The 26,413-nt window shown below is 42.5% G+C and carries 41 protein-coding genes; 3 read left to right on the top strand and 38 right to left on the bottom strand.

The features are described 5' to 3' along the window. Window positions 1–29: 29 nt before the first annotated feature. From J2X61_RS36545 to J2X61_RS32840, 26 genes are all read right to left on the bottom strand, one after another. Entirely contained in the window at window positions 30–560 is a 531-nt protein-coding gene (locus J2X61_RS36545) for a pyrophosphohydrolase domain-containing protein (protein WP_396135532.1), read from the bottom strand. A gap of 11 nt (window positions 561–571) precedes the next feature. After that, entirely contained in the window at window positions 572–781 is a 210-nt protein-coding gene (locus J2X61_RS32955; RefSeq protein WP_310194384.1) for a hypothetical protein, read from the bottom strand. A gap of 3 nt (window positions 782–784) precedes the next feature. Next, on the bottom strand, window positions 785–1,036 hold the full coding sequence (locus J2X61_RS32950; RefSeq protein ID WP_310191186.1) for a hypothetical protein: 252 nt from the start codon (window positions 1,034–1,036) through the stop codon (window positions 785–787). A 57-nt stretch (window positions 1,037–1,093) separates the two neighbouring features. Continuing rightward, complete coding sequence (locus J2X61_RS32945; RefSeq protein WP_310194382.1) at window positions 1,094–1,576, bottom strand: hypothetical protein; 483 nt, start codon at window positions 1,574–1,576, stop codon at window positions 1,094–1,096. Between the two features lie 32 nt (window positions 1,577–1,608). Next, window positions 1,609–2,145 (bottom strand): hypothetical protein, encoded by a 537-nt coding sequence (locus J2X61_RS32940; protein WP_310194378.1) that lies wholly within the window; start codon window positions 2,143–2,145, stop codon window positions 1,609–1,611. Window positions 2,146–2,305: 160 nt separating this feature from the next. Next, window positions 2,306–3,034 carry a hypothetical protein gene (locus tag J2X61_RS32935; protein WP_310194377.1) on the bottom strand — a complete coding sequence of 243 codons (729 nt, stop codon included), beginning with the start codon at window positions 3,032–3,034 and terminating at the stop codon, window positions 2,306–2,308. Window positions 3,035–3,036: 2 nt separating this feature from the next. Then, a complete protein-coding gene (gene dcm / locus J2X61_RS32930) occupies window positions 3,037–4,587 on the bottom strand; it encodes a DNA (cytosine-5-)-methyltransferase (protein WP_310194375.1) in 1,551 nt (516 codons plus the stop codon). Continuing rightward, window positions 4,575–4,877: a hypothetical protein gene (locus tag J2X61_RS32925; RefSeq protein WP_310194372.1), complete on the bottom strand. Its 303-nt coding sequence runs from the start codon at window positions 4,875–4,877 to the stop codon at window positions 4,575–4,577. The genes dcm and J2X61_RS32925 overlap by 13 nt, the downstream gene beginning before the upstream one ends. Window positions 4,878–4,888: 11 nt before the next feature. Further along, window positions 4,889–5,152, bottom strand: a complete 264-nt coding sequence (locus J2X61_RS32920; protein ID WP_310194369.1) for a hypothetical protein — start codon at window positions 5,150–5,152, stop codon at window positions 4,889–4,891. Between the two features lie 14 nt (window positions 5,153–5,166). Next, entirely contained in the window at window positions 5,167–5,685 is a 519-nt protein-coding gene (locus tag J2X61_RS32915; protein WP_310194368.1) for a hypothetical protein, read from the bottom strand. Then, the gene (locus tag J2X61_RS32910; protein ID WP_310194366.1) at window positions 5,682–7,049 is read right to left on the bottom strand and encodes a replicative DNA helicase; all 1,368 of its coding nucleotides are present in this window, start codon (window positions 7,047–7,049) and stop codon (window positions 5,682–5,684) included. Before J2X61_RS32910 ends, J2X61_RS32915 begins: the two co-directional genes overlap by 4 nt. Then, window positions 7,009–7,341, bottom strand: a complete 333-nt coding sequence (locus J2X61_RS32905) for a replicative helicase loader/inhibitor (protein WP_310194364.1) — start codon at window positions 7,339–7,341, stop codon at window positions 7,009–7,011. The genes J2X61_RS32910 and J2X61_RS32905 overlap by 41 nt, the downstream gene beginning before the upstream one ends. Further along, a complete protein-coding gene (locus J2X61_RS32900) occupies window positions 7,286–8,140 on the bottom strand; it encodes a conserved phage C-terminal domain-containing protein (protein WP_310194362.1) in 855 nt (284 codons plus the stop codon). The genes J2X61_RS32905 and J2X61_RS32900 overlap by 56 nt, the downstream gene beginning before the upstream one ends. Before the next feature lie 14 nt (window positions 8,141–8,154). Further along, a complete protein-coding gene (locus tag J2X61_RS32895) occupies window positions 8,155–8,685 on the bottom strand; it encodes a hypothetical protein (RefSeq protein WP_310194360.1) in 531 nt (176 codons plus the stop codon). After that, a complete protein-coding gene (locus J2X61_RS32890) occupies window positions 8,682–9,449 on the bottom strand; it encodes an MBL fold metallo-hydrolase (RefSeq protein WP_310194358.1) in 768 nt (255 codons plus the stop codon). Before J2X61_RS32890 ends, J2X61_RS32895 begins: the two co-directional genes overlap by 4 nt. Then, a complete protein-coding gene (locus tag J2X61_RS32885; protein ID WP_310194356.1) occupies window positions 9,446–9,832 on the bottom strand; it encodes a hypothetical protein in 387 nt (128 codons plus the stop codon). The genes J2X61_RS32890 and J2X61_RS32885 overlap by 4 nt, the downstream gene beginning before the upstream one ends. A 3-nt stretch (window positions 9,833–9,835) precedes the next feature. Continuing rightward, a complete protein-coding gene (locus tag J2X61_RS32880) occupies window positions 9,836–10,720 on the bottom strand; it encodes a RecT family recombinase (RefSeq protein WP_310194355.1) in 885 nt (294 codons plus the stop codon). Window positions 10,721–10,723: 3 nt separating this feature from the next. Then, window positions 10,724–10,960 carry a helix-turn-helix transcriptional regulator gene (locus tag J2X61_RS36540; protein ID WP_396135531.1) on the bottom strand — a complete coding sequence of 79 codons (237 nt, stop codon included), beginning with the start codon at window positions 10,958–10,960 and terminating at the stop codon, window positions 10,724–10,726. Window positions 10,961–10,965: 5 nt separating this feature from the next. After that, on the bottom strand, window positions 10,966–11,445 hold the full coding sequence (locus J2X61_RS32875; RefSeq protein WP_310194353.1) for a DUF1360 domain-containing protein: 480 nt from the start codon (window positions 11,443–11,445) through the stop codon (window positions 10,966–10,968). An 11-nt stretch (window positions 11,446–11,456) separates the two neighbouring features. Next, window positions 11,457–11,789, bottom strand: a complete 333-nt coding sequence (locus J2X61_RS32870) for a hypothetical protein (protein ID WP_310194349.1) — start codon at window positions 11,787–11,789, stop codon at window positions 11,457–11,459. Then, the gene (locus tag J2X61_RS32865; RefSeq protein WP_310194347.1) at window positions 11,786–13,342 is read right to left on the bottom strand and encodes an ATPase; all 1,557 of its coding nucleotides are present in this window, start codon (window positions 13,340–13,342) and stop codon (window positions 11,786–11,788) included. The genes J2X61_RS32870 and J2X61_RS32865 overlap by 4 nt, the downstream gene beginning before the upstream one ends. Further along, the gene (locus J2X61_RS32860) at window positions 13,342–13,953 is read right to left on the bottom strand and encodes a hypothetical protein (RefSeq protein ID WP_310194345.1); all 612 of its coding nucleotides are present in this window, start codon (window positions 13,951–13,953) and stop codon (window positions 13,342–13,344) included. Before J2X61_RS32860 ends, J2X61_RS32865 begins: the two co-directional genes overlap by 1 nt. Further along, window positions 13,940–14,470: a hypothetical protein gene (locus tag J2X61_RS32855; RefSeq protein WP_310194344.1), complete on the bottom strand. Its 531-nt coding sequence runs from the start codon at window positions 14,468–14,470 to the stop codon at window positions 13,940–13,942. Before J2X61_RS32855 ends, J2X61_RS32860 begins: the two co-directional genes overlap by 14 nt. A 4-nt stretch (window positions 14,471–14,474) precedes the next feature. After that, entirely contained in the window at window positions 14,475–14,924 is a 450-nt protein-coding gene (locus tag J2X61_RS32850; RefSeq protein ID WP_310194342.1) for a sporulation initiation factor Spo0A C-terminal domain-containing protein, read from the bottom strand. Between the two features lie 18 nt (window positions 14,925–14,942). Further along, window positions 14,943–15,194 (bottom strand): DUF7667 family protein, encoded by a 252-nt coding sequence (locus tag J2X61_RS32845; protein WP_310194340.1) that lies wholly within the window; start codon window positions 15,192–15,194, stop codon window positions 14,943–14,945. A 508-nt stretch (window positions 15,195–15,702) separates the two neighbouring features. Then, the gene (locus J2X61_RS32840; RefSeq protein WP_310194337.1) at window positions 15,703–16,008 is read right to left on the bottom strand and encodes a hypothetical protein; all 306 of its coding nucleotides are present in this window, start codon (window positions 16,006–16,008) and stop codon (window positions 15,703–15,705) included. A gap of 148 nt (window positions 16,009–16,156) precedes the next feature. Here J2X61_RS32840 and J2X61_RS32835 point away from each other — a divergent pair, with 148 nt between their 5' ends. Then, window positions 16,157–16,528 (top strand): helix-turn-helix domain-containing protein, encoded by a 372-nt coding sequence (locus tag J2X61_RS32835; protein WP_310194482.1) that lies wholly within the window; start codon window positions 16,157–16,159, stop codon window positions 16,526–16,528. Between the two features lie 181 nt (window positions 16,529–16,709). Continuing rightward, window positions 16,710–17,042 carry a hypothetical protein gene (locus J2X61_RS32830; protein ID WP_310194334.1) on the top strand — a complete coding sequence of 111 codons (333 nt, stop codon included), beginning with the start codon at window positions 16,710–16,712 and terminating at the stop codon, window positions 17,040–17,042. A gap of 186 nt (window positions 17,043–17,228) precedes the next feature. On the opposite strand, the gene J2X61_RS32825 is transcribed toward J2X61_RS32830, so the two are convergent. From J2X61_RS32825 to J2X61_RS32780, 10 genes are all read right to left on the bottom strand, one after another. Continuing rightward, entirely contained in the window at window positions 17,229–17,423 is a 195-nt protein-coding gene (locus J2X61_RS32825; RefSeq protein WP_310194332.1) for a hypothetical protein, read from the bottom strand. 1,054 nt (window positions 17,424–18,477) lie between these two features. Beyond that, window positions 18,478–19,320 carry an ATP-dependent DNA ligase gene (locus J2X61_RS32820; protein WP_310194329.1) on the bottom strand — a complete coding sequence of 281 codons (843 nt, stop codon included), beginning with the start codon at window positions 19,318–19,320 and terminating at the stop codon, window positions 18,478–18,480. A gap of 89 nt (window positions 19,321–19,409) precedes the next feature. Continuing rightward, on the bottom strand, window positions 19,410–19,679 hold the full coding sequence (locus tag J2X61_RS32815) for a hypothetical protein (protein ID WP_310194326.1): 270 nt from the start codon (window positions 19,677–19,679) through the stop codon (window positions 19,410–19,412). A gap of 520 nt (window positions 19,680–20,199) precedes the next feature. Then, window positions 20,200–21,270: a hypothetical protein gene (locus J2X61_RS32810; RefSeq protein ID WP_310194323.1), complete on the bottom strand. Its 1,071-nt coding sequence runs from the start codon at window positions 21,268–21,270 to the stop codon at window positions 20,200–20,202. Between the two features lie 896 nt (window positions 21,271–22,166). Then, window positions 22,167–23,276 (bottom strand): S-layer homology domain-containing protein, encoded by a 1,110-nt coding sequence (locus J2X61_RS32805; protein ID WP_310194320.1) that lies wholly within the window; start codon window positions 23,274–23,276, stop codon window positions 22,167–22,169. Between the two features lie 359 nt (window positions 23,277–23,635). Further along, window positions 23,636–23,881 carry a hypothetical protein gene (locus J2X61_RS32800; protein WP_310194318.1) on the bottom strand — a complete coding sequence of 82 codons (246 nt, stop codon included), beginning with the start codon at window positions 23,879–23,881 and terminating at the stop codon, window positions 23,636–23,638. A gap of 130 nt (window positions 23,882–24,011) precedes the next feature. Further along, a complete protein-coding gene (locus tag J2X61_RS32795; RefSeq protein WP_310194316.1) occupies window positions 24,012–24,332 on the bottom strand; it encodes a hypothetical protein in 321 nt (106 codons plus the stop codon). Beyond that, on the bottom strand, window positions 24,329–24,532 hold the full coding sequence (locus J2X61_RS32790) for a hypothetical protein (RefSeq protein WP_310194314.1): 204 nt from the start codon (window positions 24,530–24,532) through the stop codon (window positions 24,329–24,331). Before J2X61_RS32790 ends, J2X61_RS32795 begins: the two co-directional genes overlap by 4 nt. Then, window positions 24,529–24,663, bottom strand: coding sequence for a hypothetical protein (locus J2X61_RS32785; protein ID WP_310191289.1), 135 nt, complete (start codon window positions 24,661–24,663; stop codon window positions 24,529–24,531). Before J2X61_RS32785 ends, J2X61_RS32790 begins: the two co-directional genes overlap by 4 nt. Beyond that, window positions 24,660–24,866, bottom strand: a complete 207-nt coding sequence (locus tag J2X61_RS32780) for a hypothetical protein (protein WP_310194311.1) — start codon at window positions 24,864–24,866, stop codon at window positions 24,660–24,662. The genes J2X61_RS32785 and J2X61_RS32780 overlap by 4 nt, the downstream gene beginning before the upstream one ends. Window positions 24,867–24,981: 115 nt before the next feature. Here J2X61_RS32780 and J2X61_RS32775 point away from each other — a divergent pair, with 115 nt between their 5' ends. Beyond that, window positions 24,982–25,203, top strand: a complete 222-nt coding sequence (locus J2X61_RS32775) for a transcriptional regulator (RefSeq protein ID WP_310194309.1) — start codon at window positions 24,982–24,984, stop codon at window positions 25,201–25,203. A 52-nt stretch (window positions 25,204–25,255) separates the two neighbouring features. On the opposite strand, the gene J2X61_RS32770 is transcribed toward J2X61_RS32775, so the two are convergent. Together J2X61_RS32770 and J2X61_RS32765 are read right to left on the bottom strand one after the other, a co-directional pair. Beyond that, window positions 25,256–25,636, bottom strand: a complete 381-nt coding sequence (locus J2X61_RS32770; RefSeq protein ID WP_310194306.1) for a YolD-like family protein — start codon at window positions 25,634–25,636, stop codon at window positions 25,256–25,258. 15 nt (window positions 25,637–25,651) lie between these two features. Next, complete coding sequence (locus J2X61_RS32765; protein ID WP_310194304.1) at window positions 25,652–26,086, bottom strand: YhjD family protein; 435 nt, start codon at window positions 26,084–26,086, stop codon at window positions 25,652–25,654. Window positions 26,087–26,413: the final 327 nt, after the last annotated feature.

The raw sequence follows: 26,413 nt of genomic DNA, 5'->3' as shown, positions 1-26,413 counted from the left end.
CCGCTTCGCGTGCGAGGAGTTGCAGCAAATTAATCGCCCCCCTGGAATCCTTTAATCGGATTTGATTGCCTTGCGATCTCTGCTCTGATTTTAGCTTCAGGAGCATAGTTTTCGTGCCAACCTTCTGGCTTCTTGATCTTCCCTTGTTCATCTCGTTCAACCTTGCCTTCCGGACCAACCTTGCCCATATTTGCAGCATGTACGATATCAAAGATAGGCTCAGGCTCAACGCCCATTAGCGTATATGTTCCAATTGCAAAGTAAATCAAGTCCGCTAATGCATCCACTTGATCTTCAATTGTCTTAGCGCGCATGAATTCGGTAAGCTCTTCAAGCATGTAGGAAGCTCGGTCAAGGACTGGGAACGTTGAAGGGAAAGGACTATTATCCGCATAAGTCCATGTTTTCGAAAACTTCTTCATGGACTTACATAGATCATCCATACGATTCCCAAATAAAATACTTGTTTCAACTTCTCGGCCCAACATCGTCGGTGTAGCCGGCATTTCAATCCCGCACGCTGTGTGGAACTGCTTAACTTGTTCATATCGCTTATCCATTGTTCACTCTCCTATTCTGTTCTCTGGCTCCATAGCAGCCGTGCTACCATGCCGATCTTGTCAATATCATGTACCGCTTGCCAGCCGCGTCCGTCGGTCCAGCAATCAACCTCGGCCCATTTCTTGCCTTTGTGATTCCACTTGAAGTTTGTTGCTCGATATGTCTTCCCGTGAATCACGATTTGAGGGAGTAGATATATTTCGACTCGCTCTTTTTTCATGGGCTAGGACTCCACTGAAACGAATTCAACAGCACTTAAACGTTCTGCAATTCTAATCATTTGTGAATGATGACCAAGACTTTCGTAAAATCCTCTGCAGCAAGTTTCCTTACCTGCAATAGTCGCTTTATGACAAACAAAGTAAGTTTGTTCTTTACATATTTCTTTGAGTAAGTTGTCCCTGCGCTTATCTGAAACTATTTTGTTTGGGCTGAACAAGCATTGGTTGCAGCATTTATCCGATACCTGAAACATGTTTGCGTCCTCCCTTGCCTTAATCGGTAGCCCCCGACTAGCAGGGGCATTGAAAGATTACTCTTCGTCCAAGAACGTTAACGGGGCATCTTGATCCTCTTCCTCATCGGTATCCGGAGTGAATGGAAGGTTGTTCTCAGCATGTTCCCGTCCTTCTTCTGTAACCTCTTCATGGTTTTCAGTTTCATGTAACTCTTCTGCCACTTCATCCTCATTGGCTGTATCACCTTCACCAGCTTCAGCTTCCTCGACAATCACATCTTCAATGTCCACTTGTTCCCCTTCTTCGTCGGCTGGCTTAGAGATTGATTGAACAAAACCAGTCCCATCTACTACTGCTTGATATCCACGACGGGGTTCCAGGTAATCCCGCACTTCCATTTGAGACGTTCCTAAAGCAATGTAAATACTCTCTTCACGCTCTTTAAGATCCTGAAGATCATCCAAACTGACTGTTGAATTAAGAGTTAGAACGATCTCAACTTCCTTGCCGCTCGTAATTTTTTTCAATTTACCTTTAGTTAAAATTGTTTCGTTCATATATGATCACTCATCCTTTAATTTAAATTTGGTTATGCCTTCTTCTTTAATTTCTTAACTGCAGGATTCTCTATGGCCTGCAACACTTCAAGCTGATAGTTGTGAAACTCAAAGGGATTATGGTTATAAATGCCCTTTGCCATCTGAGCCAGAACAAATGCATCTCGGACGTTGTCGCTGCTGTGTTCGAATCCCCAGCCCCTATAGATTGGAAGTACCATCTCGTCTTTCTTCGTGTTCCCCTTTCCAGTAGCGAACTTCTTCAACTGGCTCGGAGTCGGCTTCTTATAGTCAAGGCCGGCATTTATTAGAGCGAATCTAAGTGCAAATCCTACGCCGTATTGAGTGCTCACTGCCTGCCCCTGAGAACCAAAAGAAAAATCTTCTATGCAAACGAATGAACCTTTAGGAATAAGTGCGACGATATTCCTTGCATAGTCCTGGATTTCTCTTTCAGTTGATCTGATACCGTTTTTCAGGTGAATCTCTTTACACTGGATTACATTTCCAGAATCGTCCAACTCGACAAATCCCGTTTTCGTTGACGGATCTATCCCTACAAATCTCAATGCCGTTTCCTCCGTAACTTCGTTTGCTGTGCTATATGATTTGCTCGAGCCTGCTTCCTCCGCCTTATTTCATCTAAGGCAGCCATCTTGTGCTCCAAGCTGCAACCTGTATCGTTGTAAGCTATCTCGGCCAATTGATAATTCTTTGCGGTTCCCCATTTCATTTAACTTGTACCGCCTTCCGTTCAGCTATCTCTTCATCTGTCAGTCCACTATAAGCGTAGTGACAAGCTTCAACAGCTTCATAAGGCGGAATCGCCAGCTTATCCATAGCGCTCTTCACCGGACATCCACCGTTTAATTCCGGTGATCCGTCACACTCTCGGCAAGCGAATTGCAATGTGGCTAGAGCCAAGTTAAGAACAATGTCTCTTTCTTCCTGGACCGTTTCATTTCGCATCTTTGCATCTGCAGCTGCGTTCTTCCGGACGATTTCCTGCGCTTCTCGCTTATGCATTAAACCAAATTTATAAATCTGACTTTCCCGATATAACGTCGCTGTTGTCTTCAGATCCTTATCCTTAGCCCATTCATGAGCACCGAAGGCAATCCATTCCCGCGCTTGTTCAAAGGCATATGTGGACATCTGAGGCATTGTCGGAATCTTTGACATGGCAGCTGGGAACTCACTGGCTAGAGCTAGGGCGACTATGAAGGCATCCCGCTCAGCGCTATTCATGTAAGGCTTCACTTTGTGCTGGATCATCTCAAAGGTTTCAGTTTCTTCTACAAGCACCGTGTAATGAGCACCGCAGAGGGAGTTGCCTGTTTTAGGGTCGGAGAAGCTGCAGACGAACTCCAAAGTTTTACGACGCTGTTTAACCGGAATTTTGAGTATATTAGGATAAGAGCATTTCGGGCATTTAGTTCGGTAGTGTGTGTCAGGCATACTCAATCACCTCCAATTAACCTTTTACCAATCTCATAAGCTACGTTCGATGTAACTCCATTTCCCGCCATTTTATAAAGTTGCGAGTCACTGATCCCTGCTTCTTTGAGTTTGTAAAACCACTCGTCAGGGTAAGATTGCAGGCGAAAACATTCGAGAGGTGTAAGTTTGCGGATTCTGTATCCATCCGTTATCTTTTTAGGCTCTTTGTAATCCGTTCCGTTCAGCGTCGGACACACATTGTTGTACACTCTCGGCCCTTTTCCACTACGAGAATCAATGTGTTGCCGAGTGTCTATAATCGCTACACCGTGTTTATCCTGAGCCGTCATTGGATCGCCTGGTTCTTTGAACCTTCTGCCGTTTTGCCTTTTTTCCACTTGGTCAGGAGTAAGGCATGGCATCGGTTCAAGTACCATCGGAACCTTATCAACTCTCGACGCTTGAAGAGTTCCGGTTTGATCTTCGTACACGCTGTACTGCTTAGAAAAATTACGTTGTAATATTTTTGTCCCTTCACCCTTATTGGTAGTTAATGTCGGAGCTAAGCCTTGTGAATCGTATACAGCGCCGTTCATGCCGTTTCCGCTCGGGTTTGTATTGCCAACAAGGAGGACTTTCGGTTCGTTTCCCGTGTGTCTTGTTGTCAACGTTGGGGCTAATCCTTCAACGTCATAAACGCGGTTCATTTGGTCATTCCCGTAATATTCAAGGCTACCTGCAACTTTTATTTTTGGTTCAAACTGCTCTTTTACGGTGTACCAGCCTGTTTTTGCACCACCGCCGCCAGCTTCGGCTTTTAATGTTCGGGCAATTTCTTCTCCGTCGTAGACTCGATTTGCATCGGCTTCACCTTTGGTAAGTTCTCTAAGAGTTTTGCTGTTTTCTCCGCTGATAGGAAATATTTCTCGTCTACTTGTTCCTCTAAGATGGCAGACAATGAACACCCGTTCCCGGTTTTGGGGAACCCCGAAATCTTTGCTGTTGAGCAATTGCCATTCGCAGTCATACCCCAGTTCATCCAGCGCACAGAGAATTGTTGTGTATGTCCTTCCTCCGTCGTGATTAAGGAGTCCCTTAACATTTTCAAGGAGTATGTGCTGCGGTTTGAGTATGTTAGCGAATCGGACAATCTGGAAGAAAAGAGTTCCTCGTGTTGCGTCTGCGAATCCTTCGCGCTTTCCTGCAATACTGAATGCTTGGCATGGAAATCCTCCGCTGATAAGGTCGATCCTGTGTTGCTCTCTAAGTAGTCGAATATCGTCATCTGTAACAGTTGTGATGTCAAACTTAGCCCACATCCTTTCCTCTGGGTCGTGAAGTATCTTGAAGCATTCGTGCGTAGTTTGTTTTTTGGGATTTCCACAAACGGTGCAGAACGTATAAAACTTTTTTTTCTTGTATGGTTCATGTTTTGTAAATGTCTTGCATTTCTCACACTTAACATCGCATTCCACGAAACCAACGCATTCCATGCCCGCTTTTATGAGACCGTAGCCCATGCCGCCAAGACCGGCGAATAGTTCAATGAAAGTATTGTTTATACCGTCCACCTCCGTCCTGCACGCATCGCTTCAAGGTGAAGCTCATTGTTTTGCCGAACAAACTCCTCTGCGTATAAACCCACATCTTCACCTACAAGAGTCTCCTTGCCAGTTGCCCGAACCATACTGACCAACCCTTGCCCAGCTTCGAAGAATGCTTTCAGTGCAGCCTCTTTATCAACTGGTGGCTTGCATAGTTCATCTATCAAGGTATCCAAGGCCTCAAGTGTTTTGCGCCGGGCCTTCTCTTCGTCCTGTCCAGTTTCAACATTGCTGATTGTTATGGTGATGGATATCATATAATCACCTCCTAGAATTTAATCAGTTCTTTGATCTCAGCCTCTATGCGTTCAGTTTCAGCAAGCAATTCACTGAGCGTGCTTGCTGTTGATTCAGCAAGTTTTAGCCGAAACAGACCTTTCGCAGCGCCGCTGATAGTTGGATAGTGAGCAAAGGGGGTAAACATCTCTTTCCCCTTCGATTCACCACTCTTACCAATCGTTCGTTTTTCGAGGGAGCAGTTGTGTTGCTCTACTGTCATGAAGATGTCTTTCTCAATATGAACTCTTGCCATATGATCACCCTTTCCTATAGCCAGTCTGGAGGAGGAGGTTCTGGATTCTCCTCTTTTGCCACTTCTGACTCACTCCGTGTTTCTAAAACATTTTTCTCGGTTTTCTGGTGTTTCATTTCCACATCATGGGCAGACGTATCCCTTTGCTCTTTTTTTACATCTGCCACAACCCATCCGAGTTCCTCATAGATAGCCCGAACTCCAGGGTAATTCTTAACATATTCAGAACGTTGATAAGCAAGGATTGCGCTGTTAATGATGTCATACTCGATCATCAATTCCGATTTTTTCTGTGGAGAGATTAATGGATGTTCCATTTCGACGGCCTTATCAATACGTTTCTTCCGCCATATTTCGTCGTCTTTAGAAACCTCCGACGAGAGGTATATCTGCAACTCTTTACGCATGATGTCGATATTCTTTTGAAGTTTTCCCTTGGTTTCTACATCGGTATCCAAATAATTTGCCTTGGCTACCTTATCGATCAACCATGCAACCATTGATTCATAATTAGCAGCAGTGATTTTACTCATCTCTTACCAGCTGCCTTTTTCTTCTGAGGTTCCTTATCCTTCTCAAGCTCAACATAGCGTTGCAACCACCATTCGAAACGGTACCGGAATCGGTTTAGACCAACGTTCCTGCCTTTAGCAAAGATTGACTGGACAATCTTTACATTTCCATCATACTCACCGTTGTGCCAAAGGAACTCGACCACATCCGCATCCTGCTCAATGCTGCCTGATTCTTTTAAATGTTTTAATTTCGGTTCTTCATCATCGACAGCGCGGTCCAGCTGTGACAACATAATAAACACAAAATTCATCTTTCTGGCCATGTTCTTTGCTGTCCGTGTAACCCGGCCAATTGCCTCATGACGCTTTTCACCCCTCCGGAGAGTAATCTCCATGATTTGAAGGTAATCCACGATGATCGCAGCAATCTTGCCATGTCTTTTTAACATTTGCTTCGCGGTAGAACGAATTTCCTCGATTGTTATTCCGGATGAATCTTGAATGTATATAGGCAATGTCTCAAGTAGGTCGTATGCCTCATTTATCTTCTCGTGTTCTCTGTCCGTGAAGCCCTCTTCGCCACCTTTATTTATCAATCTGTTGTAATTCACGCCGGCCACGTTAGAGACAATACGATCTTTAACTTCATTCTCGCCCATCTCCTGGGAGTAAATCATTACGCATCCAGCATCTTTAGCTGCAATCCACTTACCATTTTCCAAGCGTGATTGCTGAGCGATACCATAGACCAATTGCAGAGCCTTCGCCGTTTTACCTACGCTAGGCCTTCCAGCGATGATATATAGCCACCCACGCCATAATTGTGACCACTCATCAAACTGTTTGAAGCCTGAGAGGATTTTCTGCGCCCTAGTCTTTAAGTGCTCATAATAATCTTTTTTGCTTTCCCCAAAACTACGCATGCGGGCCACCGATTTCGGTCGAACTTTATCGGCAATTTCCTCTGCGGCTGCATGGATTTCATCATCCGTTTCAAATTCGCCATTCAATGCCGCCTGCATCATTTCTTCGCCTGCTTCATACATCCGACGCTTTAAAGCCTTGGTTCGAACAATGCTGGCATAATATTTGACATTTGCTGTAGACGGCACTGCAGACATCATGTCTGAGAGATAACCTACTCCTCCAATTTCAACAATACGCCCGAATTTATCAAATTCCCCAACCACTGTAATTAGATCAATCGGAAGATCGCGCTCATGGAGGTATTTCATTACTTTGTAAATCAATTCATGACGTTGTGAGAAGTCTCGTTCTTCTAGAAATGAGATCTCTTCCAAGCATCTTGAATCAAGGAGAATGGCGCCTAATACTGATTGCTCAGCTTGTAAGTCGTTTAACGTCTGGAGATCCATCATCATAAACGAATTCCTCCGGTTCATTTCCTAATCTGACCCATTCAGAGAAAGCTATTTCACGATTGCGGGATTCAATTTCTTTATCAATGGGTTTATCCTCATCGCTGCGGATATCCGCAATGGTTGGTGGAAATCTGTTTATCTTGATGTGTTGGAATAGGTTTGCCTGGGCTTGTTCATAGCTGATATCTTCAAGCATTACGTGCCAACCTTGAGTAACTGCTGCAGTAATCACGAAATTAGGGAAGAAGGTTTTTATTCCCGCCAGAAACTTCGCCGTTTCCGTTTGTTTCAAGCGCCTCGCCCTCCCTATAGAATTGTTCTAAAATATCCATTTCATGTTGATTCTTCGAATCAGGTTTGTAAGGATTGACCATCGTTTGGTTCATATAATTTTCAAAGTTGGTAGCATTGAATAGAGTCGATGGCCGAAGATACTCTTTCCACTTGGAGTCGTTAATCCAATGATTGACCTTAACGTCGATGACGTGGATAAAGTCTTCGAAGGTTCTCCCTTCCTCCAGACGACCGCTTAACAAGCTGATATTTGCCTTGGATTTATGACTGTACTTCTTACCCGTCTTCTCATTAAGATAGTTTATAACCTTCTCATATATTAAGGTTTTACTTTCTTTAGAGATTTTCTTTAAACCTTTCTTTTCTTGGGTGACGAAATCGTCACCTCCAGAGGTGTTGTTTTCGTCACCTCCAGAGGTGATAAAATCGTCACCCCAAGAATTTTGTTGAGGGGTCGTTTTCGTCACCTCAACCACACTCCTTTCAGGAAGTTTCCATTCTTCGGTATGTTTATTAAAGCCAATCTTTCTTGGAAATTTATTTGTTTGCGGCCGGGTCACAATAAGCACCTTATTATCAATTAAACTTTTTAGTTCTGCTTTCACTTTGCGCTCATCGATTTCTGTTGCCTCGGCCAAGAAAGAAACGGCGAATTCATGATCTTTCCTCTGAAAACCATAAGTGTACCGCCATACTGCATGAATGATCCGAAATTGAGAGGGAGAGAATTTGTTCTTCATCATGGCTTCAAGGATGTTATTTGCTATCCTGGTGTACTTTTCTTCAAGCTTTGACAAGGCTCCTCACCTTCTCACTGAATTGCTTCTTGGTCCTCGCGAATGATTTTGGTCACGATTTCCGTAATCTGCTGTGAGAACTCTTCGGAATCGTTGGCGATAATGTACCCGACATTCTCTTCACTTTGTTCCTCAACGTAATTTAGTACTGCCGCCTTTATCCTGTCCTCGAGCGTCTCAACCTTGTAATCATTAACTAAAGCATTGGCAATATTTATGCCGCCTCCGCTCTCGCGATAGTTGAACAATGTGCTCGCATGGGTCCCGTCATTTTCAAAATAGACTCCATACATAATCCCTAAAATGGTTGTATCGTTTACCCCAGCTGCTCTAAAAAACTCAATCGCTTCTGCCACATGAAGCGGCAGCGTTACAAGCTTTTGACGGTCGACCTCGCACTCAATATGCTGTAGCAGTGCTACTTTCTCTGCTTCAACTTCCTCGATATGCTCGATCAACCTAATCACTGTTTTTCTTTCAAATGACCGATTTCCCATCCTGAGCACAGTTTTTAATCCTTCTAAATAATTGTCGGATACCTTCATTCGCTGACCACCTCCAAGAAATAATGATGTCCTTCCTTTAATCCCTTTTCCCTGAGGGCCCTCATAACTTCCGCCCGGGCATGCATTGATGTATTGTTGCTGCTGGATAAGTGGGTAAGGTAAATCTTCTCGCCTTTGCCTTTGACCAGCTTGCTAAGCGCCTCTGCTGCCTGCTGATTGCTGAGATGACCGAGATCGGAAAGGATCCGGGTTTGGGTGCTAATTGGATAATTAGAATTCTCGACAAGGATTGGGTCGTGATTGCTCTCGATAATATAGATGTCTGAGTCGGCCATTGCTTCTAACATGTCATTATCTACTTTACCGGTGTCCAAGCAGACGCTAACCTTCTCACCACACGATCCCTTGATCGCATACCCTAGTGGGTTGTAGGCATCATGGTGTGTCTTGAATGCATCGACTTCAAACCATCCATCATCTCCACAGGAACCACCAATCAGAACACCTCTATCGTCGACTTCATTCATCAAATCCTCGTCAACAGTCACAATGTCTTTCCACTCCTGCTCGCCAGCAAAAACAGGGATACGGTATTTATTCGCAAGCGGCAAGCCTTTAATGTGGTCACCATGAGCATGGGTGATAAATATTCCTGTTAGTTCCCCAGGTATAATTCCATTATCAATCAGCCGCTGCTCAATCTTTGTCTTAGCAATGCCGGCATCGATTAAGATGCTCGTGCAACCGCTCTGAAGGTGAATGCAGTTACCTTTGGATCCGGAGGCGATGATTGTAACTTTCACTCCAGTTCGCCCTCACTCTCACCAACTGCTAGATGGTAAACAGCTTGCCAAGCTTCCTGACCTATTTTGAATGCATCATTCTTCTCTTGAGTCCACCTAGGATTTATTACCCCTCCATCAAAACCATTAATAAATCCTAAGATAAAATCATTACTTATACCGAACTTCTCTTCCATAACATCTTCCAAATCTCTGATCGTTTTAAATAGAAAGTCATATGCCTCATCATGATCTGAGCTGCAACCGATGTATAGCGCCGAAAGTCCACATGCACATCTCTTACCGCCGTTATCTTTTTCAATCCAATCTAGTCTTAATGGAATGAGTCCTGTTTCTTGATAAGCCTTGAGCACAGCGGCAGCATTTATCTGGATGTTTTCCATATGCTACTCCTCCATGTTGATCGGTTCTTCACTATCTGCGATCTTTTGATCAAGCATCAAGATTGCGCCTTGCAACTCAACAAGAGTCGGTACCTTCGGATCCTTGAAAGTGATTTTGTTATCTTTCAGGTACTGATTTCTTGCTACTTTATCTGTAATCCCCAACTGATTGAACCGGTCGTTAATATCTATCATCGCTTGCTTGACTGGATCTACTTTTGGTTCTTCAATTACTGTAGCAGGCGGAGTGTTGGTGTGAGTCGCTTCACTTGTGATGTCTCTACGTTGCGGAGTTTCTTGAGATTGGCTCGAATCCAGGTTGTTCTGTGTGGCATATTCATCCTCACTGATTTCAACACCATACTGCCGTTTAAAAGCCCGCTTTATTGCATGCTTTACAATCATGTCATCGAAATAACTGGTCCACATCTCCTTATTCCTACCCTTAGTAAGGTGATCCACTTGATCGTTCGTAATGATTACCGCGATATTCGGAGCACCTTCACGATACGCAACACAATAAGCTCCTACAGTCTTTCCACGCGTCATGGAAATAATGCGATGCTTAGGCTCCCCAGTAACCATGTCGATCTCAAAGTCGTCGTTTTCTTTCACTTCCGAAGCAATGAAGCCTTTGTACTGAGGATGACGTTTCCCGAGTGCGACAATGCCCTCAACGGAAATTTGGATGGACATTTGCGGTCCGTACTTCTCACTTTGGTAAACAATGCAGTGAATCTGATTGAGGAACGGGTTAAGTCCAGCTGCGGCTGCTGTTCGAGCGAAGAGATTGAATTGAGCATCCGTCGTGCCCTTAGCGATCGTATTTTTGATCGTATCCAGTTCCGCTTGCGTGAAATCTCCAATTACTTGCACTTGAGTTGACATATGTTAAATCCTCCCTAATTTAAGTTCTTGCTGCTTAGTCTGAGCGTTAAGTAAATTCAACTTTTTTTGTTTTTGAATCAATATCTTTAATGACTTGCTCGTTAATTCGATTTTCTTCAGGTGACCTGAGACTGTCCTTTGACTAACACCCAAAATCTTCGCAATTTCATGTGTGCTATACTCACGGTGAACATATAACACGAAAACTTTCAGCGACAGATTTGCCAACTGGTTCTTCATGGAAGTCACCTAAGGAGACCTATCACGATTAATGCGATGAACGTCACAACCAAGTAAAAAATGAGACTAAGGAAGAGTGCGTTCTTAATTCCTCTTGCTGCACTTAGTGGATCCTCCTCGATCTCTGCCTTTACTTCAACCATATCAAGCGGCATGCCCACCAACTTAAGTACACCCGTCTCTAAAATGGCTTGTATGGACGATAGAGCGAAGATCAGACCTACATAGAAGGTTATGGTCGGTGCAATGAGATAGGAGCCAATGAGGACCGCTGAAACCCATATTCCTGCGCACCAGTAGCAATTCATAACACTACCGATGAAACGTCTTACAGAACCACCTTGAAGAGTGTAAGTAAACTGATAATCAATGAAGTCCCGTGTTACAAAGTTATTCCTTACTGGTTCGAAGATTTTGTCATAAACGATGAAATGAGTGATCCGGAAGACAGCAAGGGCTAGGATGATGAAAGTTAGAATTGTCATTTGTAGCTCCTTTACTTAGCAGGCTCATACGTCACATCTTCAAAGAATTCACTTAGAAGATAAGCGCAGCCGGCTTCTTTATGTTCGTGCTTCGGTTCCCAAGATCCCATAATTGCTTTTACATGGCGCAAAGCTTTGTTTTTATCTATTCCATCCTTAGGCTTGAATTGTGTGTTCTTCAAACCCCGATAAAACCATGTTCCAACTAAATCATTCCACTTCGTACGACCTTCTTTGAATTCCTTGGGTATATCGGACATTGCTGGTAGCAACTTACTCATATCTCCACCAAATGCAATGCTTAATCCGTTAACATCGACTGGATGACTCCATTTCTTAGTCATACAACATCCTCCGTTTCAATTTTCAATTCCTGATCCGGTACCGCCCGGCCTGTGATAAGCTGCCCATACACCGCGACTTTGCCAGTGTAGGATTCAATCCCATCCACGAACGTTGGAACAATCAACTCGCTTTGCTTGTAAAGGACATCCGATAATTCCAAGCCGGCGCCGATCTTCTCACCCGCGGATAAGGTCGGATAGTCCTTACCATCCATCTGGATGACGAAAGCAGGCTTATAATCACCAGTGGAAGCGACATAATCGAACAACCGGACCGACAGTGTAGTGAAGAGCTCTTGCACCTTGCTTACCTGGAGTTCAGCTTCCTTGGCCTTAAATGCTTTGATTGCATCAAGCACAAAGATTGAGTCGTTCTTGGCATTGAGGTAATCAACCTCATTCTGTTTCGCTTTCTCCAACTCAGCAGTCGCTTTTGACCGTGTGATGTCTGCCTGTAGGATAGAGTTAATTTCACCAATACGGCTGATCAAGTCTGCCACGGAGTAGTTCGGGCCTTCCATTTGCGGCAATGCTTCCAGTTGAGCAACAAGCTCCTTCTTCTGCTCGAGCATGTCGTTAACTCGCTTGGCTATGCCGTTCACCACAGTCTTCTTATTTCCGAGCGATGTCGCCCTAGCTTCTTCCGTCAACTCTTGGCCACATGAGCTGCATGTTGTGCTGATCTCAGTTCCTTTTGTTCTGGCATGCTCAGACTTGCCATCAAGGATCCGTTGAGATAGTTGATCGATCTGCATTTGAAGTCGGCTCCGCTGATTCTCCCACTGAGTAGCTTTTGCCTTATCCGCCTCATAAGACTGAATCTTTTTATCAAGCTCTTCGCCTTCAGTTTGCAATGATTCTCGGTCAATTTCCGCTGCTGGTCCCAGCGCTTTAAGCTGATCTGAGAGTGTTTTGACGCTTCCTTGTGACTGAATATGTAGCTTATCGTTCTTCTTCTTAAGGTCGGCATACTTCTTCTCAAGGTCCGCAACTGAGTGTTTTTTGAGCTCTTCTTCAAGTCGGGCAGCATGCGGGTTGTGAACAATATCCTTTACCTTTTGATCCGGTGATGTGCGAGACATTGCTTGAAACACTTCTTTATTAGTCGGTGCCGATACATGCTGCATGACCTGTTCCCGTTGCTTCTGCCAGTGCTGGGTGAAGAAGAATCCCGGACTGTATAGCGCTAGGAATTGCTCTTTGCTGAATAAATCCGCCACGTGAGCTTCGAATTCCTTAGCTTTCATTGGAACTTGATTCACATAGAACTTATTTGTACCGCCGATAATCTCACGGGTTAATGTTTGTTCAGTCCCATTAACAGAAAGTGTCAGAGAGGCGTATACACGCTCATATGGACGGTCTGTAGGAGTAGGGTCGAACTTACCACCAGTTAAGTCGCAGCCCCAGCAGATCCAAACAGGAGCACCGCCGATTGAGGATTTACCTTCGCCATTTTTTCCAGTGAGCTTGGTGACATCGCCGTAATTAACTGTGATTTCGTCGTGTCCGGTGTAGCTGATAAGGTGGAGTGAGATGAATTTAATTTGCATTACTTCTTCGCCTCCCGCGTTTCGATTTCAGCGTTCTTTTTGTCACACCATGCTTGACACTCTTCGACGGTTCTAAAAACATGCTCCGAGCTGCTGTCAGAGTTATCAAAATAATACTTATGATGCCTTGCCCCATGCCTGCCGAACTCAAGTGTAATTGTGTCCAACCTCTTGGGGTCGGAAGGTTTATAGCGGTATATCCTTTTTGAGTTATACCCGCCACACTTCGGGCATTGTATTTCTAATGTTGTATCTCCGACTAAAGCGGACACTTTTCCTTTGTCGTTGCACGTTTCACACGGTATTTTTATCCCTACATGTCGAGGGTGGTAACAAATATCTCCCGGGTAAACCCCGCCGAATACCTCTCGGCGTGCTGCTGTCATTGCTTCACGCATCATGTTATCCTTTGCGTGCCCGGTTACGTACAACTTATTTTTGAGGTCTTGATTTGCTTTGTAGAGCTCCTTATTCAAGCGTTTCGATCTTGCGAGACCATCTACAACCTCACCAATGCGGTGCTCAACTTCCGCGGCGATAAGCTCTTTCATTTTGTAGCTGAAATCATCCATTTCATCGACTGGCGGGCACCATTCATCATGATCGTACATTTGCATTACCTCCAGTATCTTCTTCAATTTCGGGATCATTTGTAAAGCCGCTAATCCTGCCTATCTGTTCGATCATCAACTCGACTTCCTGCTCTTTGTAATCAGCCATTTCATCCTCGTGAATAACTCGACCATTTCGTTCCCAACTCATGGGCTGATCAAAACGATCTAGTGCTAGAAGTTCAAACGGTTCAAGGCCCAAGTCTTTCTCCAGTGAAGCAATCTCACCTCGTAGCCAATCCTCGCCGGCTTCAAGAACACAACCGCTGTTTAGATATTTATGGAGCAGACAGAGATGATCAACGGATTTGGATGATTGTAAGATGAGCTTAATAATATTGCTACCAACTTCGATTCCAGAAGCCGCATGCGGGCTAAGACTGAAATGCCCACCTAAGACTTCTTCGCAAGCTTCAGCAGCGTTTTTCCCACGAGCTGCAGCTTCATATATGAGCTGCATTTCAGCGACGTCACAAATTTGGACTTCCACCATCCGTTCTATTTGTTCAACTGTCATAGGCTTATTCACCCAATTTCAATTTGATAAGATTCGATACCGTTGCGACAAAAAGTCCGTTTGTTGGTTTCTCTTTAAACAGATCTGTTTTATTTCGATTTTTGTCGTACCAAACCTCAATTGCATTACGCATTGCCCTTTCAACTCTTGATGGTGATGAGTTGTATTTGCTCGCAATCGCACTATTGAGAAAGCCCATTCTCCCGAGAACCGGTTCGTCACCTTCACAAACCATCAAGATAGCTTCACGTAAAAATCCGTATCCGGTAAGGTGTGGAAGCATGCCTAGCTCATTAAGCTTAAGAGTTATGTCCTTACTGAGATTGCCGGTTGATTTAATCGTAGTGATGGCCTCTTGACCCGTATCGTTTGCATAAGTCGCTGGAGCAAAACTCGATGATAGGATCTCAACCAGTACTTTGCGAACAATTTGCTCAACTTGCTCTTCTGTCATGAATGTTCATATCTCCTTTCAGATCATCTGAGCCTCAAGCTCATCGAGTTTCAAACAGATTTCAGCGTGCCACTCCATATCGCCCATTTCGTATGCGTGGAAAGCCAGATCCTTGAGTCCATCCAACTTGCAAATAAGCATTAAATTTTCTTTTAAAAGACTTACGAGCAGCTTCATCTCGGCCTGATCCATTACTAAGCTGCCATCTTTTTGAAGAGTCATTTCAGTTACTCTCGCCAGTCTCCGGTGGACTTCATGGATAGCTATCATGCTCACCACCTCCAATCCTTGAGTATGCAAATGATTGCTGCAGCTCCAGCAAGGATTATCACCCATGCCTGATCGTCGTTGTATTCGGAGGATTCGAATGTGACGCGGGCGCCTGGTTCAATGTCTTCACCATTAATTTTGATCCTCATGTAGATCACCATCCTGCATAAATGATTTAAGCAGTACCAGGTTGCAATATACGAATTCAAGGGTTTTAGGATCAGTATTTTGAACTAATTCCGTAAATACTCGGATGATGGTTTCTTTTGGGTCCGTGCCGAGTTGTTGACATGTCTTGTGCCTTACTGCCTCAATTAGAGTTTGAAGATGTCTCAATTGCCTTCCCACCCTCGACGATTATTTAACACACAAAATCCAAATGAATGCGTGTTATTAACACGTGATAAGCATAACTAAATAAGAACATTTCGAACGAACGTTCCTGTTGTGTGTTTTAAAAACACATAATATAATGAGATTAGCGAAAAACATAACAAACAACAACTATTTACTTCTCTAAAGCCTGTAACTTGTGCGACATGTTCTCTACTGCAATAGCGAACACGTCAGGGAATAATTCTTCTAGTGGCTTCTTAAAAAATAACGAGTACATGAAGGCATTTAATAAATTAGGAGTTGTTTGACCATCCTCTGTACCTCTTACAGAATGTTCCGTGACCCCAAATATTAAACCAACCTCTCTGCATGAGCCGACATTGTTCCGACACTCCTTAAACAACCTACGCTTAGCATCTTCTGGAATAATTGAGCTTGGGCCTCGTCTTTTTTTTGTGGTGGTTTTTTGCTTTAGCATGATATCACCTCCTTGTGAAAATAATAATATCACGAGTGTTTTAAACACACAATACTTATTTTTGTGTTTTTCATACAATTGTTTTTGAATCACATGATTATTAAACACAAATATTGAAATAATGATTTACTGAAAGGTAGTGATTACGATGTTAACTCTAGGGGAAAAAATCAGGTCGTTAAGGGAAAAACGAAGCCTAAAGCAAGAGGATCTTGCTGAAATGATCGACAAGAAGAGGACAGATATATCCAGCTACGAGATCGGCCGTACAATGCCTAATGCAGAGACATTAATCAAGATTGCTGATGTTTTTAGAGTATCCGTGGATTATCTCCTGGGACGAACAGAGGACCCTCACCAGATATTTGAAAACAAAGAAGAATTGCCGAATGAATCAAAACAAGTAATTTTTAGGGTTACGGAAATGTTGCAAGAAGGTATGTCAGAAGAGGACTTGAATTCTGCTGTGGAATTTCTCGAATTTCTAAGAGATAGGAATGCGAAGAGGAACAAAAAGTAATACTTCTTTAGGGCAAATTTTGGCCGGAGAAAGAGCAACAACATCAGTATAATAAGAACATAAGTTCGACAAGAGGATTCACAACATAGGACGGTGAGTCGTTGGAAAATTAAAGCTCCTTTTAATAGCAAATGATTTATTTAAAGATTTCTTATTAAGCCACCAAAGGAGATGAACTATTTTGGAACGAAAAATACAGGACTTATATCAAGAAATAGGCGTGTATTGCCCTTTTGAGTTGGCCGAGAATCAAGGGATAAATCTTGATTATTATTACCTAGGAACAGACACATGCGGTTTATACCTTGATTTGGAGGGATATCAAATTATCCTAAACACTGCGATGGATATAGGCAAGCAAGTCGAAGCTATGCACTTGCTTATTGCACATCATAATTCAACAAGTCGGGGGATTGAGAAAAAAGTCTCTCGCAAAGAGTTAAGTAGACTTAACAAAATTGTTCGAGATATACATAAACTCGCCTCAAAGGGTCTAAGAGTATCAGCTTCTTAAGGAGATAATTGCACGAACAAAGGAATGCAGCAATTCACATCTCTAGCTCTATAATAACTAAACTAGCAAGTCTAAGGTGCACCATGAAATGTCATTATAGATTGACAAAACAACCTACTTCATGGTCGGAAGATCACCGAGAAGTAGGTTTTATTATTTTCGTTAGATTACAGTCGGGACGGGACTCTAAGCCTGCCGGATATCATTTGCAAAGACACCTGCAAGGTTTTCATACATTTCCAATGCCGAATCAACTAATTCGATTGCCCGATTCATATGTCCCTCACCCTCTAAACTACATGCGATATCGAGGTTTCTCCAGATAGCAGCTGTAGTATGTTTCAAATCGTGTACCTTTTTCCAATCTACTGTTTTTTCCAAAGCCAACCATTCCTCTCACCTATAATTATGTATGATTACGGACTACCTTAAATTAAATCAACTTGCTCCTTAATTAGAAACCACCTACGAATCTTCACCTCCAGGAAAAAAATAAAAACTACTATGCATTCAAATTACTGAGAAACAGAAAAGTATATCTTCATTTCCAGAATTCGAGCGCACTAAATCAATTTAATATTGTAAGTACAAAAATGAACGCACTTATGCCAATATCAAATGGTTTAGAAAATTTCATTCGGCGCATACAGAGTCTCGCAGTATGCCCGTCAATTTATTTTTGCTCAGAAGTCTGAATCAACTTCGACCTACAATTATCAATATTCTCGATCTACTGATAATTTTTTTGCGAATGGGGGACAGGTGACTTACACATTGCACATGTTCCTCACTGCTGATCGGTCGACATTAATTTTTACGAAGATAATCTATCGTGTTTCTTAGAAATTTGAATAAATAGTAGTTTAATTTTCCGAATTGATCGTAGTTATAAAAGAACTAAAAATCAATCAAATAATTATCATGCTACTGAATTTAACGTCAACTTTGTCTTATAATAATCATTTAATTTATACCGTCCATAAAAAATTTTAGTTAAAAATACGTCAATTCACGTTTTGACGTCCCATGTAACAAAAAAGTAGTTCCTAAATAAAAAGGTCTGTTAGTGATAAATAGGTCTGTTAATGCATGTAATTATGTAGTAGAAGAATTCCCGTTCAAATCATCCCCCATGACATGGGCGGCGAGACACGAAGTAATACTTCTATTACTGCTCAATGTGTGCTCTAATTTTTTCCTGATATACCTACTCTTTAAAATCAATAAATTCTAAATAATAATAAAAGTTATTATCTACACTTAAATTTTATTTTCATTGTTTGTCCTCCTTATCAACAGTATTAATCAAAAATGTAGTCACAGAAATTGTGTGACTATTGAAAATAATACATCCTTATAAATAGAGTTGTCAACAAAAAACAACAAAATATGTAACGGACAAACAAAAAAACCTAAAAGAAAAATCCTTTAGGCTTTAAATAATAAATTCCTCAAATACCGGCAACCGCATCACTCCGGATTTATACCAATCCCGATACTTCACTTTGCAGCGAACAACAGGCTTCACAAAAACATGTTCCTTGCTCTCGCCACTCTTAAACGACTGAAACACCGGCCACATGGATTCACGAGCAGATTGAGTGATTCCAAGCTCCATCGTACCGATCGGGCGGATGCGATCTCCCTCTGGGTATCCAAGCAACCAAGAGTATTCCTTCTTGCTGTACCCAGTTATGTAGACCTCGGCATTCTGATAATTGATTACCTTTTGCCACGACCAAGAGCGGATTCCCTTTTCATATCTCGAGTCTTTCTTCTTAATCACAATACCTTCGAGCCCATGCTGGCATACGATCTTAAAGAAGTCTTTAGCACTTCCTTTTATCGGTCGAACAATTCTATAATGGTCTGTCTCCTGAAGTATCTCTTCAAGCAGTTTCTTACGCTGCACTAGCGGCAGTCCAGTCACATCTATGCCGCGGTGGTACAAGATATCGAAAGCCATAAATACAACGGGTTTGCGCTTCTTGCTGGACCTGAATCCCGAGTTCGTTGATTCAAAGTCTGCACGGCCGTGTTCATCAAGGACTACTATCTCACCATCGAGTATTGTGCCCTTTGGAATTGGCGGATTGTGCAGCTCAGGGTATTTCGCAGTTGCATTTGTATTTTTAGTATATAAGTTGAGCTCTTCCATATTCGAAACGATTAATCGAATGCCGTCCCACTTCAACTCAGCGAAAGTGGAGCTACTTTCAAACGGTTCATTGTTTTTGGCATATTGGAGAAGCATTGGAGGAATAAACATTTTCTTCATCACCCATAATAATCGTACACCTTAGAGTTCCTCCTCGCTAATGGTAGTTGAAGGAAAAAAGCCTAGGGCATTGGGCCCCGGGCTTTTTATTATTTATAGCGAATTGCAGTACCTGTCATATATACAAATTTACTTACCGCGTTTCGTTCGAATGTCGCTCCAATAACAGCGTCAGCTCCGACTGAAGCACCTGCTTCCCCAAGTGACTTCACTAAATCATCAAAAGGTATCTCGAGACCTCCAGACTCTTTGGCCCACACCATCTGCATAGGTTCAAAAGCTTGTGGCAACGAATGGACAGTATAAACCGGTACAGGTTTAGGATTGTTAATTGGCGTATCTTGCTTACGACCAAACATTTAATGAGCCACCTCGCGTCCCTAGAATGATTGTATAATTTTACCTAAGTATAAAACAGCCTATTACGAATGGTCCACAAGTTTCTTCTTGTATTAGTCCTTTCATCGAATCTCACTGGGACAAGAAATTATTCTCAACTCTCGATTAGGAACACTCAAACCCTCACAATTCTTCTGAGATGAGATCACATAGAAGTGCGGCATGATTGCGCTGGAGGTTGCTCCGGATCTCCAACTCTGAAACTCTGCGGACCTGTAAGCATCCTCAAAAAAAGAGTTGTAGATTGAAAACTTACTCTGCCATTGCTTCACACTTAGTGGCGTCCTCTGCACTTCCGCACATGCAAGCTTCTTCTTCCCTTCCGGAGTAGCGAAAGCAAATACCACATCTGGATTCCATACTAAGGATCTGCCAGCAAAGTTAAACTCCTGCTTGTATTCATAGAGCCATTGAAACGGCTGCAAGGTGAAATATATCTCTCCCACTTCTAAAGCGTGCTCAACGTGCTCACATGGCAGCCTAGATCCATTCATCATCAGCAGGCCCTTGCGTGTTAGGCGCCATATTTTTGCTCGCCTGTGCCACTCCCACTCGATTAGTTTTTCCTGAAGCAGATCCTGAAGGTGCTGAGAAGCTTTCTTTAGCGGGCTGGAGTTTGAGTTGAATAGTTTTGCTATCTGATCCGTGCGAGCTATTGGAACTTGTGAAAGAGCCTTCAGTATAATTTCTTTCTTTGTTGGTGCGCTTAGAGTTGCCATTCTCGATGATCATTCCTTTCTTGAGTGGCGCCAACAACTTCTCCCACTCTCTATCGCCGCCAATATATGGAGTCTGAACTAAAATATCTTCCCCGTGGGAATAGATGCAGCGCCCTTTATCTTTAGGATTAATTCTTTCTGCGCCAGGACGATCGATTATTATTTGGGACCCAAAGTGATCCTTAGTCCGGAATGCAATGGAAGCTTCAACGTTATCTTTGAATTGCTTATTGATCACTCGGGCATCCGGCCGCTGTGTTCCGTAAATGCAAAACACTTTAGGTTCACGTCCTTTTCGACCGATGAATCCAATTGCATAATCACAATCAAATGCCAATTCCTTATCCAGAGTTTTCGCGGCGTATTGAGATGGAGAGAGATCGGCAGCCTCATCAATGAGCACAACAATCGGTTTGAAAGTAGCAATAGTCTCTTCCCGATTCCCGAACTCCCTCGACTGAATTACTGCCTTTCTCCTCTCGAGCTCCTTAACCAATCCCACAAGTATTTTCCTACTGGATATAAGGTCATCCGCAACCGTTACAAGCCCCTCAAAAGGTGAGAAGGAATATCCTTTCATGTCGCAGATATATACTTCGTAACCTTGCAAAAGAAGCTGATATGCAATCCATCTCTGCCAATCCGTCTTTCCTGCACCGGACGCACCGCCCTCCAGGATATGAACATTAAGCGGATGGTAAACAGGTTGCATTAACCGATCGTAGCCAATAAGCAATTGGTTCTGCTTCAAATGCTCCTTCTTATAACGCAAAGGAAACGGCCAATCTCTCTCGATGATTCTGCAGACGAGCAGACCCTTGAAGTTGATCAACTCAACCTCTTTCCCGCACGTCGCTATAAGTGCAGGAAGGTACTTCTCAGCCTCTTCATAGGACGAGTTTGGTGGTACATGGAATCCGATTTCCCACCCGCATATGACCCTTCTATGCTTGTAATACGTCCAACCCTTTTGTCCTTCCTTGATGTCTTTTAGCAATGGCTTATTGAGTATTCGAAGAATGCGTTGTGCATAGTTCATACGCTTACGAGAACGAGGACTAAAGCTGCGGATAAGAGAAGTACGAGCGTGGTTTTAGGGTGCTCTTTAAACCAATTCGAATTAGGAGTTGATCCTTGTTGATCTTGCCAGAATGGATCTGCCATGATGGCGGCGCACCTCCAGTGAGCGCGATAAGCGCGAATGAATGAAGTTGAGTGGAACGAAACGAAAGGATACGAAAAATTTTTAAGGGGTGAAAGTCACGAAAATTAAGCCGAACAAACAATGAATTACCTCCCTGTACCATTCACCCCTCACATTCACCGTAAACAAGCAGTGAATGTTGCTTGGACTTTCACCGATTCTTAAAGAATGATTGCCATTTATAAGCGTTGGACAATTTCCCGTGTGTAACTCCTTCGTGCTGCTCGCGAAGAAACAAGACTTTGAACAGAGTGATCATGCCGGCTTCCCCACCAATCGGTTATAAGTTTTCGAACCTTTCGGCACCACACGGAAACGGGGTTTATCGTTCATGATCTTGTAGCCGATCCAGGACCCAATGATATAGTACCGGTATGCTGGGCAAACAATGTAAACCGTGACAGCAGCTAAAGCAAAAGCAGTTTTACCAATTTTCATATTCCACCTCACTCGAAATAATCGATCAATGGGGCAGGGTTATAGGATACAGTAACTTCTGCACTATACCCATTTCAATCAGCAAATCACTCCTTTTTGAGAAAATCAATTAACTGCGATTGAATATCCAATTCAATTCTAGGAATATTTCCGGAAGCTAATAGTTTGTCAACTTCATCTTTACTCTTGTTAAAACTAATCCATCCGGTTGTTTCCCCTATTTGATCCATCCATGCTACTTTCAAATCATTTGTTAGAGTGTAAGAGCGACTATACCCAAGGGTAGAGATAAACTGAACTGGGTAAATAGCGTAGTGATCTTTCTTTGTTGAGTTATTGATAGTCATTTGATATGCAATTGAATAAGTGTTTTGACCGAGCCCTAACTTTCCGGATTTAAATAGTTCATAGTAAGCCGAATTAGAGTCAGTGTGGTCGATAACAACAGCTTTATTAATAACTAGATCCAAACCATCCCCTAAATGATGAGTGTAAGGAAACTCTTTAACTCTAACTCCCCACATCGTTTCAAAATTATTTCCCCGAAGCTCAATTTCGGCGAAACTTTGAGCTGCTTTATCAACCTCTAGCTTACCGCCACCTTGAACTGTCAAAACTCTTTCAATTATTGTTACAGATTGTGCTCTAGTTGTTGACTTATCTAAGCCCAACTCTCCACCGGCTAGTCCTTGAATCAGACCATTTTTTGTTGTATTGAACATGATAGATCGATCATCCATTTGCATAGCCTTATTTTGCAGCGTTTTATTGGATGCTCGAAGCGCAATCCTAGACATTTCAAGACGCGAGATAGCTTTATTCATATTATTATCTTCGAAATCCTTTTCGCGAAGAATGTTAGCGTTGATGGCAGCAGAAATGTAAGGTTTAAACCACTCAGATCCCGAAGCCTCACCTGATACGGTTAATTTAGTCGCTGTAACGATCATTTTAATAAACTCGGCACGACTAACTTTTTGCTCGGGACGAAAAGTTGAGTCATCATATCCGTCAACATATCCTTTTACTGTTGCTTTCTCGATGGAAGTTTTTGCCCATTGCTCAGAAATATCACTGAAGTTCGGAAGTCGGGTGGAACTGTCAATAGAACTAGCTTCTGCTGATACTGCGGCGTTTTTGCATCCACTTAGCATTAACATTGTGGCTGTTGTAGCGATAATTAATTTTCTTTTCATGCACTTTTTCACTCCTTGATTGTTATATGAATATATAATTTGACTATATAACAGTAAAATACGCAAGTTTTCATAGAAGAACAGCATAAACAATCGTTGAAGTTAAATGAAACATCAGATTCCCTAGCGCTTGGAAATTTAGCAAATAGATCAAATGAATATATCAAAACGAGAAGCTTTTGCAAGCATTTTTACAACCCGAACTCATAAACATTACCTCCTAGTAAAATGCATGTCGTCGCCAATATGAAAAATGAGATGAGGAACGTCAAACCAAAAATCTAATGTTGCTATGAAAATCTCTACAGTAATGCCGGTTACTGCAATTGTCCATGCGAGAGTATTCTTCATGTTGACACCTACTTTTTGAACTTATCAGACGGCGGCCAATCGATATCGAACTCAGTTCGAAGCATATTCTTAAATTGCTCTTTGTTGCTCTCTTGCTTCTCAGATAAACGATTGAACGGGATTATGTTATCCGGTTCATCCTCTATGGTGATATGATAATGATTCGATTCCTCTTTCATTTTGTCTAAGCGAAATTTCGTTAGTAAAACCGCTGATGCTGCCATCATTCCTGCGCCTAATGGTAATAAAAACATCCTTACCATCCTCCCTTTTGATCAGCTTCGCACTTCGAGATGGTGCACATTCTTTGGGGCTGGTCGGTATTGAAGCATAGGCTAGAACGCTGCCGGCAAAGATACAGAAGCCAGTGAACAGGCCAATCATTTATTGCACCCCTAGCACATCTGAGATAAATCTTCCCACGACGCCAATCTGACCATCTCCACCAATATTTTGAATCAGATCTTTTGCCAAGGAATGCAAGTAATTGTGGCCATGTCGCATGGTAAAGTGATAAGTAGATTGACCAAACCCGTATAACGCCTTTGTAACTACGAATGGTTCCGGATCAGTAAACGCTTTGCCAATTAATTTAGCGGTGCATAAATCAGGATTCGTGTCAGCTCCGCACAAATCAATCGCCTTTGCACAATTCGATTGGTCAACAAGCTGCGAACACACCTTAGGAACTAGAGTGATCTTCATAACATCACTCCGAATGTGTGGGCAATTTCTCCGACCTTATCCCATACCCATTTCAAACTAACTACGGCAGCTGCCACATCCAAAATGATTGTGAAGAATATTGCGAAGTTCTTGCCACCCATGCTAACAATAAAATTGTTCCCGATATGGCCGATGATCGCTATCCCTACGATAGATAAAACTTGTGGTGGAATAATCACTTTGACTCGCCTCCGTAATGCGCAATCAATGCTTCACGAACGATCTTTGAAACATCACGTTTCTTTTCCTTCAACAACTTCTCGAGCAACCAACCTTTAACACGAAACGTAAATCGCTTTTCTTTCATCATTTCAGTTCATCCAGGTGCTTCAGAATTTGGGCTTTAATCTCCTCGTTTGTGATCTTCTGACCTTCCGTCAACTCCATCGATAAAAGCAAATTCACATCCGCCAACATCTGCTCCAACCCCATGCGCGTTGCCTGCTTGAGAAAGTTGTTCTCTTGCTGCACGACTCTTGCCATCGCCATCATCCTCTCTTCGTTGTCTGACAATATAGATATATGGCCTAAGCTTGGGCGTGTTTCCAATGTTTTTGAAAGTAGACGAATATTTTTTTCATAGATTGTCCACTCTAAATGCTATACAAGCTAGAAAGGGTGGATACTCATGTATGGATCGATAGGGAAGAAAAGGACTCGTTTCGGGCGTTGGGCGGATAAAGAAAGATTGACGCAACAAATGCTAATTAAAATAACTGGAGTTAATAAGAACACGATGACTGAGCTTTGTAATAACGAAGAATACAATCCACATATCCCAACTAAGACAAAAGTAGTGAGTGGGCTGCGTAGAAATGGTTTTGATGTAGAAATGGCAGACTTCTGGTGAAACGCAAAAAAAGCCGCCAGTCCTCTCTGGCAGCAGCGTAAATTTTAAAGCTTTATGGATCGATCATTTCATCCTCTGTCCATTCTTTGTTTAATTCGGCTTTTAGAACATCTCGATATCTGATCCAATCCCAATTCTTTTCACCAGTGAATGGATCTTCAGTATCAAATTTAAATTCATTACGCTGGCTACGTGCCACAATACCAGTTAATTTTTTCGTCTCGTACTCATCGTATAAGGTAAGAACGATTGGTTCCCTGTACATATGCGAGTGACTCAGCGTAGCAGATATGATCTGTATCTCCTGGTCGTCGCGGATTGGTCGCGGGAGACGTTGACTTTCTTTACGTTTTATTATCGCAGCTTCTTTATGTTGGGGTAGCATCATCCGACTCGATTCCCAAAGACCGTTGTGTTCTAATTTTTTACTCACCAGCAATGCCCCTATTTATTCAAAATTAACAAACATTTTATGATCGACGTTCAATTCTTTCTTCTCAGTTGGGGACGTGTCTATTGGCTTGAATTTACTTTTGTCCAGTCGAGCTACATACTTTCCTAACCGTACTGACATCTCTGCTTTTGCATATCCTTTCCAAATGCCAAAGTTCTCCTCAAATCGCCGAACATAAATTTTATAGTCAAGTGTCGAACCTACTTTCCACGCCTTCACAACTTTAATATCAGCATCTTTGAGGCGCTTCTTAGATTCAACGTGATCAATCATAATCATATCAAGCAATTGCTGGAACTGATCTGGATGCAAGTGTTTTAGCGGTGTACTCTCAGGGAAAGTCATCCAGCTATCGATCATCTCTAAAATCATTGGGAGTAAGATAAATGTTGTAATGTCATCTTGTTCTTCTTTAGTTGTAAACCCCATAGAACACCTCAATTCATTCAAAATGGGAACATACATTCTCGTTTTAGTATTATACACCGCGGACGTAATAGTTATGCAAGTGAAATTTTATGGGAACGGAGAATGCGAACAGAAGATTAAATGTAAATTTAATGAAACACATTGGTAGGAATTGTCGTATGAATACAAGAAATGATGGTGAATAATAGATTTTCAAAAAAAAAAAATGACCCCCTGTCTTTTTAGAGGCGGAATAATGTGCACCCCTTAGAATAGACATTGGAAAAACCCCCTGGTTAATCCGATGAATTCTAAGGGGTGTTTTTTATGGGGTTTAAGGGACAAACG

The sequence above is a fragment of the Bacillus sp. 3255 genome (assembly GCF_031456485.1).
Classification (GTDB): Bacteria; Bacillota; Bacilli; order Paenibacillales; family NBRC-103111; genus Paenibacillus_E.
This window is presented reverse-complemented; position numbering and strand designations above follow the sequence as displayed.

Excerpts from the sequence above, each read along its gene's own strand:
- J2X61_RS32820 (WP_310194329.1), bottom strand. The coding sequence starts at position 19,320 with ATGAAGAAAATGTTTATTCCTCCAATGCTTCTCCAATATGCCAAAAAC.
- J2X61_RS32835 (WP_310194482.1), top strand. The coding sequence starts at position 16,157 with ATGTTAACTCTAGGGGAAAAAATCAGGTCGTTAAGGGAAAAACGAAGC.
- J2X61_RS32850 (WP_310194342.1), bottom strand. The coding sequence starts at position 14,924 with ATGACAGAAGAGCAAGTTGAGCAAATTGTTCGCAAAGTACTGGTTGAG.
- J2X61_RS32775 (WP_310194309.1), top strand. The coding sequence starts at position 24,982 with ATGTATGGATCGATAGGGAAGAAAAGGACTCGTTTCGGGCGTTGGGCG.
- J2X61_RS36545 (WP_396135532.1), bottom strand. The coding sequence starts at position 560 with ATGGATAAGCGATATGAACAAGTTAAGCAGTTCCACACAGCGTGCGGG.
- J2X61_RS32870 (WP_310194349.1), bottom strand. The coding sequence starts at position 11,789 with ATGACTAAGAAATGGAGTCATCCAGTCGATGTTAACGGATTAAGCATT.
- J2X61_RS32945 (WP_310194382.1), bottom strand. The coding sequence starts at position 1,576 with ATGAACGAAACAATTTTAACTAAAGGTAAATTGAAAAAAATTACGAGC.
- J2X61_RS32855 (WP_310194344.1), bottom strand. The coding sequence starts at position 14,470 with ATGACAGTTGAACAAATAGAACGGATGGTGGAAGTCCAAATTTGTGAC.
- J2X61_RS32895 (WP_310194360.1), bottom strand. The coding sequence starts at position 8,685 with ATGAAGGTATCCGACAATTATTTAGAAGGATTAAAAACTGTGCTCAGG.
- J2X61_RS32915 (WP_310194368.1), bottom strand. The coding sequence starts at position 5,685 with ATGAGTAAAATCACTGCTGCTAATTATGAATCAATGGTTGCATGGTTG.
- J2X61_RS32785 (WP_310191289.1), bottom strand. The coding sequence starts at position 24,663 with ATGATGAAAGAAAAGCGATTTACGTTTCGTGTTAAAGGTTGGTTGCTC.
- J2X61_RS32765 (WP_310194304.1), bottom strand. The coding sequence starts at position 26,086 with ATGGGGTTTACAACTAAAGAAGAACAAGATGACATTACAACATTTATC.
- J2X61_RS32925 (WP_310194372.1), bottom strand. The coding sequence starts at position 4,877 with ATGATATCCATCACCATAACAATCAGCAATGTTGAAACTGGACAGGAC.
- J2X61_RS32910 (WP_310194366.1), bottom strand. The coding sequence starts at position 7,049 with ATGATGATGGATCTCCAGACGTTAAACGACTTACAAGCTGAGCAATCA.
- J2X61_RS32845 (WP_310194340.1), bottom strand. The coding sequence starts at position 15,194 with ATGATAGCTATCCATGAAGTCCACCGGAGACTGGCGAGAGTAACTGAA.
- J2X61_RS32815 (WP_310194326.1), bottom strand. The coding sequence starts at position 19,679 with ATGTTTGGTCGTAAGCAAGATACGCCAATTAACAATCCTAAACCTGTA.
- J2X61_RS32860 (WP_310194345.1), bottom strand. The coding sequence starts at position 13,953 with ATGTACGATCATGATGAATGGTGCCCGCCAGTCGATGAAATGGATGAT.
- J2X61_RS32865 (WP_310194347.1), bottom strand. The coding sequence starts at position 13,342 with ATGCAAATTAAATTCATCTCACTCCACCTTATCAGCTACACCGGACAC.
- J2X61_RS32955 (WP_310194384.1), bottom strand. The coding sequence starts at position 781 with ATGAAAAAAGAGCGAGTCGAAATATATCTACTCCCTCAAATCGTGATT.
- J2X61_RS36540 (WP_396135531.1), bottom strand. The coding sequence starts at position 10,960 with ATGAAGAACCAGTTGGCAAATCTGTCGCTGAAAGTTTTCGTGTTATAT.
- J2X61_RS32880 (WP_310194355.1), bottom strand. The coding sequence starts at position 10,720 with ATGTCAACTCAAGTGCAAGTAATTGGAGATTTCACGCAAGCGGAACTG.
- J2X61_RS32805 (WP_310194320.1), bottom strand. The coding sequence starts at position 23,276 with ATGAAAAGAAAATTAATTATCGCTACAACAGCCACAATGTTAATGCTA.
- J2X61_RS32875 (WP_310194353.1), bottom strand. The coding sequence starts at position 11,445 with ATGACAATTCTAACTTTCATCATCCTAGCCCTTGCTGTCTTCCGGATC.
- J2X61_RS32935 (WP_310194377.1), bottom strand. The coding sequence starts at position 3,034 with ATGCCTGACACACACTACCGAACTAAATGCCCGAAATGCTCTTATCCT.
- J2X61_RS32920 (WP_310194369.1), bottom strand. The coding sequence starts at position 5,152 with ATGGCAAGAGTTCATATTGAGAAAGACATCTTCATGACAGTAGAGCAA.
- J2X61_RS32840 (WP_310194337.1), bottom strand. The coding sequence starts at position 16,008 with ATGCTAAAGCAAAAAACCACCACAAAAAAAAGACGAGGCCCAAGCTCA.
- J2X61_RS32795 (WP_310194316.1), bottom strand. The coding sequence starts at position 24,332 with ATGAAGATCACTCTAGTTCCTAAGGTGTGTTCGCAGCTTGTTGACCAA.
- J2X61_RS32950 (WP_310191186.1), bottom strand. The coding sequence starts at position 1,036 with ATGTTTCAGGTATCGGATAAATGCTGCAACCAATGCTTGTTCAGCCCA.
- J2X61_RS32885 (WP_310194356.1), bottom strand. The coding sequence starts at position 9,832 with ATGGAAAACATCCAGATAAATGCTGCCGCTGTGCTCAAGGCTTATCAA.
- J2X61_RS32800 (WP_310194318.1), bottom strand. The coding sequence starts at position 23,881 with ATGTTTTTATTACCATTAGGCGCAGGAATGATGGCAGCATCAGCGGTT.